Annotated in this window: 7 protein-coding genes and 2 pseudogenes; 5 read left to right on the top strand and 4 right to left on the bottom strand. The window is 70.0% G+C overall.

Annotation, left to right across the window (positions count from 1 at the left end; translation table 11 throughout):
* Positions 1–397: 397 nt before the first annotated feature.
* A pseudogene (locus tag O3W51_RS48935) lies at positions 398–532 on the top strand (hypothetical protein); the annotation flags it as partial.
* Between the two features lie 319 nt (positions 533–851).
* Here O3W51_RS48935 and O3W51_RS26215 read toward each other — a convergent pair.
* A pseudogene (locus O3W51_RS26215) lies at positions 852–1,061 on the bottom strand (sigma factor); the annotation flags it as partial.
* A gap of 142 nt (positions 1,062–1,203) precedes the next feature.
* Between O3W51_RS26215 and O3W51_RS26210 the strand changes: the two are divergent.
* Positions 1,204–2,166, top strand: coding sequence for a L,D-transpeptidase (locus O3W51_RS26210; protein WP_138352382.1), 963 nt, complete (start codon positions 1,204–1,206; stop codon positions 2,164–2,166).
* Positions 2,167–2,257: 91 nt separating this feature from the next.
* Here O3W51_RS26210 and O3W51_RS26205 read toward each other — a convergent pair whose 3' ends face one another.
* Entirely contained in the window at positions 2,258–3,154 is an 897-nt protein-coding gene (locus O3W51_RS26205; RefSeq protein WP_138352383.1) for an RNA polymerase sigma-70 factor, read from the bottom strand.
* Between the two features lie 110 nt (positions 3,155–3,264).
* Complete coding sequence (locus O3W51_RS26200; RefSeq protein WP_138352384.1) at positions 3,265–4,470, bottom strand: NAD(P)/FAD-dependent oxidoreductase; 1,206 nt, start codon at positions 4,468–4,470, stop codon at positions 3,265–3,267.
* 380 nt (positions 4,471–4,850) lie between these two features.
* Between O3W51_RS26200 and O3W51_RS26195 the strand changes: the two genes are divergently transcribed.
* Both O3W51_RS26195 and O3W51_RS26190 read left to right on the top strand, forming a co-directional pair.
* Positions 4,851–5,684 (top strand): SDR family oxidoreductase, encoded by an 834-nt coding sequence (locus O3W51_RS26195; protein WP_138352385.1) that lies wholly within the window; start codon positions 4,851–4,853, stop codon positions 5,682–5,684.
* Between the two features lie 403 nt (positions 5,685–6,087).
* Positions 6,088–6,522: an ester cyclase gene (locus tag O3W51_RS26190; protein WP_138352386.1), complete on the top strand. Its 435-nt coding sequence runs from the start codon at positions 6,088–6,090 to the stop codon at positions 6,520–6,522.
* 29 nt (positions 6,523–6,551) lie between these two features.
* Here the strand turns inward: O3W51_RS26190 and O3W51_RS26185 are convergent, their stop codons facing one another.
* Positions 6,552–7,256 (bottom strand): TetR/AcrR family transcriptional regulator, encoded by a 705-nt coding sequence (locus O3W51_RS26185; protein WP_138352387.1) that lies wholly within the window; start codon positions 7,254–7,256, stop codon positions 6,552–6,554.
* Between the two features lie 261 nt (positions 7,257–7,517).
* On the opposite strand from O3W51_RS26185, the gene O3W51_RS26180 reads away from it, so the two are divergent.
* The coding region (locus O3W51_RS26180; RefSeq protein ID WP_269287462.1) for an MMPL family transporter at positions 7,518–8,161 on the top strand (644 nt) is incomplete at its 3' end.

The following is an 8,161-nucleotide window of genomic DNA, read 5'->3' as shown; positions in this document are numbered from 1 at the left end:
CTAGAGCGGAGACGTTGCGCACTGGTTGCGCACTGGTTGCGCGCGTCCTGAGAAGCAGGGGTCCAAGCGCGAATCCAGCCTGACCGCCCACCGCCCCGCGGGACGCCCGATGACGACGCCACACATCCGGGGGCGTACTTCCTGCACGCGTCTCCTACGAGCAGATCACCTTGTCTCCAGCCGCCCTCTTTACCCACGGACACCGACTGTCAGGGCGGCAACCGAGACTGCGACGCTCCTGGCCCGCCTGGCCGGCGCGCACGTGCTGGCCCGCCGCGGTGGCCGCTGAACCGGCTGCCGTCGCCCAGGCCGCGCCCGTGTCCGCCGAACTCGTCCAGGTCGCTGCGGCAGCCGGCCGCGAACCGGGGCAGTACGGGCTGGAGTACCTGGCACTGGAATACCAGCGCAGCCGCCCCGGCCCCGCACGGCAGAATGTCGCCCCGCGCTGCTCGAGCCCCTTGACGGACGCAAGGATCTACTCGACACCCTCGCCGCGTTCCTCGACTGTGACGACGACCGTCACTGCACCGCTGTGCGCCTGCAGATCCACCCCAACACCGTGCTTTGCCGTCTGCGTGCTGTACCGGCTGTGCAAGATCGCTGCTCTCACCGGCCTCGTCCCTATCCGCGCCAGCGACCTGCCCGCACTCCACGCCGCCCTGGCCTGCCGACGAGTCGCCCAGACCCAACCAGGGGCCGGCTGATCGCCAGCCAGCAATCCACCGGCAGGAAAGTCGGAGCGGTTCAGACTTCAAGGGACAAGATCGTGAGACGGAAGTGCCGCGTCCCTCAAATGAGACAGCTGGAAAAGCCCAGGCCGCCAGATCAGAACGGGACAATCCGAATGCGGACCTACACACGGCGAGCCGTACCGCCACCGTACGGATCCACGCCTCCGGCGCGCCCTCGGCCAGGAGTGCCCCGCGCCGGTCCCAGGCCCGTACAAAGGCTTCCTGCACCACGTCCTGCGCCTCGCTGTGATCGCCCGTCAGCGCGTACAGCTGCCCTACGAGACGGGGGAACGCCGCCGCGTAGAAGACATCGAATTCCTCCTCGGTCACGAGCGCAAGGACTCCCGTTCCGGGCTCGTGGTTCCCTGCGGAGATTTCCGTGTCCCAGATGCAACCTGCCGCCCCTCCCATGCGTACAGAAGCCGTACCGAGCCAGCTGACCTGCAGCTGTCTTTCCCCGGGGGAGGATCCCATGCCACGCCACACCCGCGTCCGTCACCGCGCCACCACCGCTCTCGCCGCAGTCGGCCTGATCGGCGGGTTGTCGCTCACCGCATGCCAGGGCGCCGGTGTGACACCGAACGCCGCCGCAGCGGAGCGCAGCCGGCCCGCCACCACGGCCGCTGCCGCCGCGCCGACCGCGACCGAGCCCACGCAGCCCGCGCCGTCCCGGGCCGCCCTCGACCGTCTGGCCACCGCCTCGGTCAATATCTCCGACGGTCTGGAGGTCGGCGTCGGCATGCCGATATCGGTGACCTTCAAGCACCCGATACCCGCGGCCGAACGCGCCGACGTCGAGCGTTTGTTGAAGGTCACGGCCGACCCGGGGGTCACGGGGAGCTGGGCCTGGATCAAGGACCGCAATCTGAACGACGGCCAGCGCGTCGACTTCCGCCCGAAGGCCTACTGGAAGCCGGGCACCAAGGTCAGCCTCCACGCGGGCCCCGGTATCTCCCGTACCTTCACCATTGCCCGCTCCCTTGTCGCCACCGTTGACGTCCGCACCCACCGGATGACCGTCGTCAAGGACGGAGCCGCGAACCGGACCATCCCGATCACCGCGGGCGCACCGGGTATGGACACCTGGAACGGCACGATGGTCGTCTCCGACAAGGAACGCTCGGTGATGATGGACTCCCGCACGGTCGGCTACGGCGACTCCTACCTCGGGCGGTACAACTACGCCGTCCACCTCACGACCTCGGGCACCTACCTCCACGAGAACCCCAAGGCCAACACCTACGGCGGCCACAGCAACGTCACCCACGGCTGCATAGGCCTCGCCAGCGACGGAACGGCCCGCCGCTTCTTCGAGCAGGTCATCCCCGGCGACGTCATCCGCGTCACCGGATCCAAGGACCAGGTCGCCGCCGGCAACGGCTACGGAGACTGGAATGTCTCATGGTCCGCATGGCTCGCCCTCAGCGCCCTCTGATCCGTCTCCGTCGGCGCGGGGCGTCCACTGCCCCGCGCCGACGGCCGGCCCGCCGCTCTCGACCCGGGGACCGAAGAGCGCGTACGAGGCCTCACCCCAGGGTGAGCGGGGTCTCGGATGCGACGCGGGACAGCTTCTCGGGGTTGCGGACGTAGTAGATGCCGCTGATGCGGGCGTCCTCGACACGGACCGCCATGATGCCGTCGAGCTCCCCGTCCAGGTGTACGAGGAGTGCCGGGTTGCCGTTGATCATGGTGGGGGCGACAGTGATCGGGCTCTTCTCCTTGCCGAGACCACCGATCATGAAGCGGGCCACCTTCTCGGCGCCGATGATCGGCCGCAGCGCGGCCCGCTTGACTCCGCCGCCATCGCCCATCAGGACGACCTCCGGGGCGAGCACGTCGAGGAGGTCCTGCGGATTGCCGGTTTCGAGTACGCGCCGGAACGACTCCAGGGCGGCCCGGGTCTCGCCCTGGGAGACCACCTGGCGAGGGCGCCGGGCGTCGACGTGCCGGCGGGCGCGGTGCGCGATCTGGCGGACGGCCGCGGGGCTCTTGTCGACGGCGGCCGCGATCTCGTCGTAGCCGACATCGAACGCCTCGCGCAGTACGAAGACGGCGCGCTCGGTCGGCGACAGCGTCTCGAGGATGAGCATCATCGCCATCGACACGCTCTCGGCGAGCTCGACGTCATCGGCCACGTCCGGCGCGGTGAGCAGCGGCTCGGGCAGCCACTGGCCGACATACGCCTCCCTGCGGCGACTCATCGCGCGCAGCCGGTTGAGCGCCTGCCGGGTCGTGATCCGGACCAGGTAGGCGCGCTGGTCGCGCACCTGCTCCAGGTCGACCTTGACCCAGCGCAGCCACGTCTCCTGGAGGACGTCCTCGGCGTCGGCCGCTGATCCGAGCATCTCGTAGGCGACGGTGAAGAGCAGGTTGCGGTGGGCGACGAACGTCTCGGTCGCCAGGTCAGTGGCCTGGTCGCTCATATCTCGACCCTTCTCCTTCGCGGCCGGCCTTGGTTGCCGACGGCCTTCAAGCGTGTATCGACGGCAAGATTCTCATTCGTCAGCAGCCCGGATCCGCCCCGGGGGCCAGGTCAGGCCGCGGGCTGGGCGGTGGCTTTCGTCTCGCCGCGCCGGTCCTGCAGCAACTGCTGGCGCTTGGCACCTCCGGAAACGCGGTGCAGGCTGTACGAACCGGGCTTGCCCGCCTCGTCGGCCAGATGCTTGACGATCCCCTTGCACACGAACTCCTTGAGCCTCGCACCGGAGCGACCGTCGATGTGGAACCAGAGCGCGACGTCGTAGCGGTGGGCGAACTGGAAGATGCCGGCGCGCCGGCCCAGGCTGATGCACTGGCCGGCGAACGCCTGGTTGAGGGGCGAGGGCTGCTCACCGGCGATCCGGCTGAGCACCGTGTCGGCGGCCCGCGCGCCCAGCGGCATCGCGGCCTGGCAGCTCATCCGCAGCGGCAGGTCCGACGGTGCCGCCGAGTCCCCGGCCGCGACGATGCGCTCGTCGTCCACGCTGGTCAACGTCTCGTCCGTGAGCAGGCGGCCCACGGCGTCGGTGCTCAGCCCGCTGCGGGCGGCCAGGTCCGGCACACCGAAGCCGGCGGTCCACACGGTTACCGCACTGGGCAGCGTGCGGCCGTCGCGGAGTTGGACGGTGTCGCGCGCCACCGCCGTCACCTTCGTGCCGGGGCCGTCGAGCACGGTCACTCCGAGGGTGGCCAGCCGCTTGGCGACCGAGCGTCGGCCCCGGGGGTGCAGGTACGGGCCGAGCACCCCTCCGCAGACCAGGGTCACGGTGCGGCCGGCCTCCGCCAGTTCGGCGGCGGTCTCGATACCGGTCGGACCCGCTCCGACCACCGTCACCGCGGCCGTTGCCGGCGCGGCGTCGAGGACCGGCCGCAGCCGCTGTGCCTCCTCCAGACTGGCGATCGGGTAGGCGAACTCGCCCGCTCCGGGCACGCGCGGGTCGGCGCTGCCACTGCCCACCGCGTAGATCAGATAGTCGTAGCCGACCGCGCCGCCCGACGCCAACGCCACGCTGCGTTCGGCCGCGTCGATCCGGGCCACGGAATCGACCACCAACTCGATTCCCGCACGCAGGACTTCGCTGTACTCGACGACAGCGTCGTCGGACCCGCCCACCAGTTGGTGCAGCCGGATCCGCTCGACGAAGCTCCGGCGCGGGTTGATCAGCGTCACGGTCACGTCGTCGCGCTGCGTCAGGCGGTTGGCCGCCATGACGCCGGCGTATCCTCCGCCGATCACGACCACATTGCTGTTCCCGGTCACGGTGTCTCCATTCGTTGTCTGCTATTCGGGCACAAGACACCGCGGGGCCGGTCCCTGTGACAGCGTGTGAGTCAGATCACTCCACGGGACGTCGGCCCGGCATCGGCGCCATCGTCCGATGGGCCGGTGCCGCCGTGAGCTGACCGTCGGGGTGGCCGCCGATCGTGCCTGCGGCGGCCGCGTGGGGGCGCCTGTCTGTGCGCCCGGGCGTCTCCGTGCGCCCCCGCGGGAGGGGTGACCGTGCACCGGAACCCCCTGACCATGAACTGCGGCCATCAGCCGGGCGGCAGCGACCGTGACTCCGCGGGGGCGGCGACGGCACGGCGGTCACCGCGGGGCGCCACGATCATCCGGAACAACTCAGTCATGACGGGGGAACGATGGGACGACGCTGGCTGGTCACGGGATGCTCCTCCGGCCTCGGGCACGCACTGGCCACGGCCGCGGCCCGGGCCGGGGACGAACTGGCGGTCACCGCCCGCAAGACCGCCGACCTGGAGGAGCTGGCCGCCACCTGGCCCGGCCGTATCACCCCGATTCCCCTCGAGTTACGTGACGCCGCCTCGTGCGAGGAGGCCGTCCGTATCGCGGTCGACCGTCTCGGCGGTATCGACATCCTCGTGAACAACGCCGGCGTCGGACTGTTCGGCGCGGTCGAGGAGGTCTCGGACGCCGAACTCCGCGACCAGCTGGAGACGCTGCTGGTCGGCCCATGGCGGCTCACCCGCCTCGTCCTGCCGTTGATGCGGACCCAGGGACACGGCCACATCCTCAACGTCTCCTCCGTGGTGGGCCGGATAGCCTTCCCGGGGCTGGCCGCCTACGTCGCCGGAAAGCACGCCCTCGAAGGCATGAGCCAGGCGCTGACCATCGAGGCCGCCCCGCACAACATCCGCGTCACCGTGCTCGAACCGGGCATGTTCGCCACGCGCTACGGCACGTCCATGACAGAAGCGGGCCATCGGGTCCCCGCGTACGACGGGACGAACCGCGAGATGCTCGAAGGCTCCCGCGGCCTTGCGGACCATCCCGAGACCGGCCGCCCCGAGGACTTCGCGGCACGGGTCCTCGACATCGTCGCCGCCGCCGCGCCCACACCCCTGCGGATCCCGGTCGGCGACGACGCGTACGGCTATCTGGACCAGGCGGAACAGGAGGCCCGCGAGGAGTTCGCCGCGGCCCGGATTCTCGCGCGGGGTCCCCTTCCGGCCTAGCAGCAGTCGGCGACAAGGGCCCCGGAGGTTCCTCCCGTAGACGCACGGCGTTCAGGTGCGATACCCCATCACTCTCTACGTTCAGGGGGTCAAGAGATTGTCAAGCTTCTCCGGCAAGCACCCCAACACCTACGTGCACGACGTGCTCGCCCAGGTGCTGGCGCCGCGCCGCTGAGCCACCCAGCGCACGAGGCCAGGCCCCGCAGAGAGGATCTGCGGGGCCCGGCCTCGCGTGCGTTGGACGCCCGCACGCCTCGGACGAAGACGTAGCCCCTATCGGGTCGTCGTCCGCCCGGCGCGTCACATTCCCGGCGGCTGTGTCGTCCTACTGCAGAGAGACGCCGTACTGCTGAGGCGGGCCGTCCAGCAGGCGGCGAAGGAACGGACCAGAGGAGAGACCGCAATGTCGGCAACCGGGGCAACGAGCAACACAGCGACGCTCATCCGTTTCCACTCCGCGGTGAACAGCGGTGACCTGGACATCATCTCGAAGGCCATCGACGAGTTCGTCGCACCGGACGTGCTCTTCCACGCGCCGGTACCGATGGGCGCGACGGGAGGGGAGGCCATGAAGCGGGTGTGGGAGCTGCTCCTGCGCGCGTTCCCCGACATCCACGTCGCCGTCGAGGAGACGATCACGGAGGGGGACAAGGTCGTCTCCAGGAACACGGTGACCGGGACGCACCGGGGCGAGTACCGGGGCCTGGCGCCCACCGGAAGGACCGTCACCTACAACGAGATCTTCATCTTCCGCTTCGCCGGCGGGCGGATCGCCGAGATCCGCGGCGTCGTCGATGTCCTCGCGCAACTGCGCCAGCTCGGCGCCCTTCCGTCCTGACGAGGGCGGCGCCCCCGGGGCCGTAGCGCTCACGGGATCCGGCGGTGGACGTCCTCCAGCAGGTTCTGCATGGCCATGCGGAAGATCTCGGCCTGTTGGTCGCCGAGGAACGAGGTGTGCCCGAACACCTCCAGGACGACGAGGCCGTGCAGGTGCCCCCACGCACTGAGCAGCAGGGCGGTCGCGGGGGGCGGCAGATGTCCCAGACCGTAGTGCGGCAGCTGCTCCAGGTACGTCCGGAGTGCGGGCGAGAGCGAGGGGGCGTCGGCCGCGGCGAGTTGCTCCGTGGTGAAGTCCGCGAACAGCTCGCGCTCGAAGATCGAGCTCATTCGGCGTGTTGCCTGGGTGGTCGGGCCGTCGGTGGGTGCCGCGTAGTCCCGCAGCGGCGTTCCGTACAGGAGTTGGAAGTGCTCGGGATGGGCGATGGCCCATCGGCGGTAGCCCTCGGCGGCGACGACCAGACGCGGCAGGGCCGAGTCGTCCGCCGCGGTGTCGACGGCGGCCTGCACGGCATCGGCCAGGTCGTCGTACGCCTTGGTGACGAGCACTGTGACGAGGGCATCGCGGCTCGGAAAGTAGTGGTAGAGCGCCTGCACCGTCATGCCGAGGCTGCGGGCGACCGCCCGCAGGGACAGGGCCGCGGGCCCGTGTTCGGTGATGTGGCGCTCAGCGGCGTCCAGGATTTCCTGGGTTGCGGCGGCCCGGCGTCGCTCGCGCAGGGTGGGCGGAGCCATGGCGTGTTCCTCTACGGCAGGCGGCGACGGACGACGGTCGCCCCGGTGGGCCACCCGGAAACGGCAGGGTGTGAAGAAAATCTAACACTGCCAAAGTTTCTGCTGCCTCACTAACGTCGCTCGTGGCGACGAAGGGTGCGACACGCACCTGTTTCCGACGGGGTGAACCGACTCCGCGGAGCACCGCGCGCCCGGCCCCTATGGGTCAACTCCGTCCGCTTCGCGTCGTTTTCACCGTAGGGACACCAAAGGAGAGCGTGCGTGTTCGAACACATAGCTGAACTGGCGATTCGCCGGTCCCGGCTGATCCTCATCGTCGCCGTCGTGGCCGTGGCCCTCATGGGTGTCCTGGGCGCCGGCGCGTTCGGCAAGTTGCTGGGAGGCGGCTACGACGACCCGGCATCCCCGTCCACCCGGGCCGGAAAGGTCATCGACCAGAAGTTCGGCGGGGAGACGAACCTGGTCCTGCTGGTCCGCGCCGCCGAAGGGCGCGTCGACGCCCCGGCCGCCCAGCACAGCGGCCGCGCTCTGGTAGCGGACCTCAAGAAGAACCCGAACCTGGAGAACGTCATCTCCTACTGGGACACCGCCGGTCCCGACCTCCTCTCCAGGGACGGCCGCGAAGCGATGGTGCTCGCCCATGTGAAGGGTGATGACACGGAGCGGGGTGAGAACGCCAAGAGCGTCATCGACGCCTACGCAGGACCGTACGAGGGCGCACTCACCGTCCAGGCCGGCGGCGGCGCAGCCGTGACCAGCGAGATGGGCACCCAGGCAGGCGAGGATCTCGTCCTGGCCGAGAGCATCGCCGTGCCGCTCACCCTCATCCTGCTGCTGCTCGTCTTCGGCAGCATGGTCGCAGCCATTCTGCCGCTGGCCATCGGCACCATCGCCATCGTGGGCAC

Origin of the sequence: Streptomyces sp. H39-C1 (genome assembly GCF_027158125.1) — a bacterium.
GTDB classification, from domain to species: Bacteria; Actinomycetota; Actinomycetes; order Streptomycetales; family Streptomycetaceae; genus Actinacidiphila; species Actinacidiphila fildesensis.
The sequence above is the reverse complement of the archived record's forward strand: the minus strand, read 5'-3'. Positions and strand labels throughout refer to the sequence as shown.

Bases quoted from the DNA above. Each gene is read 5' to 3' on its own strand.
- O3W51_RS26210 (WP_138352382.1), top strand. From the start codon at position 1,204: ATGCCACGCCACACCCGCGTCCGTCACCGCGCCACCACCGCTCTCGCC.
- O3W51_RS26195 (WP_138352385.1), top strand. From the start codon at position 4,851: ATGGGACGACGCTGGCTGGTCACGGGATGCTCCTCCGGCCTCGGGCAC.
- O3W51_RS26190 (WP_138352386.1), top strand. From the start codon at position 6,088: ATGTCGGCAACCGGGGCAACGAGCAACACAGCGACGCTCATCCGTTTC.
- O3W51_RS26185 (WP_138352387.1), bottom strand. From the start codon at position 7,256: ATGGCTCCGCCCACCCTGCGCGAGCGACGCCGGGCCGCCGCAACCCAG.
- O3W51_RS26205 (WP_138352383.1), bottom strand. From the start codon at position 3,154: ATGAGCGACCAGGCCACTGACCTGGCGACCGAGACGTTCGTCGCCCAC.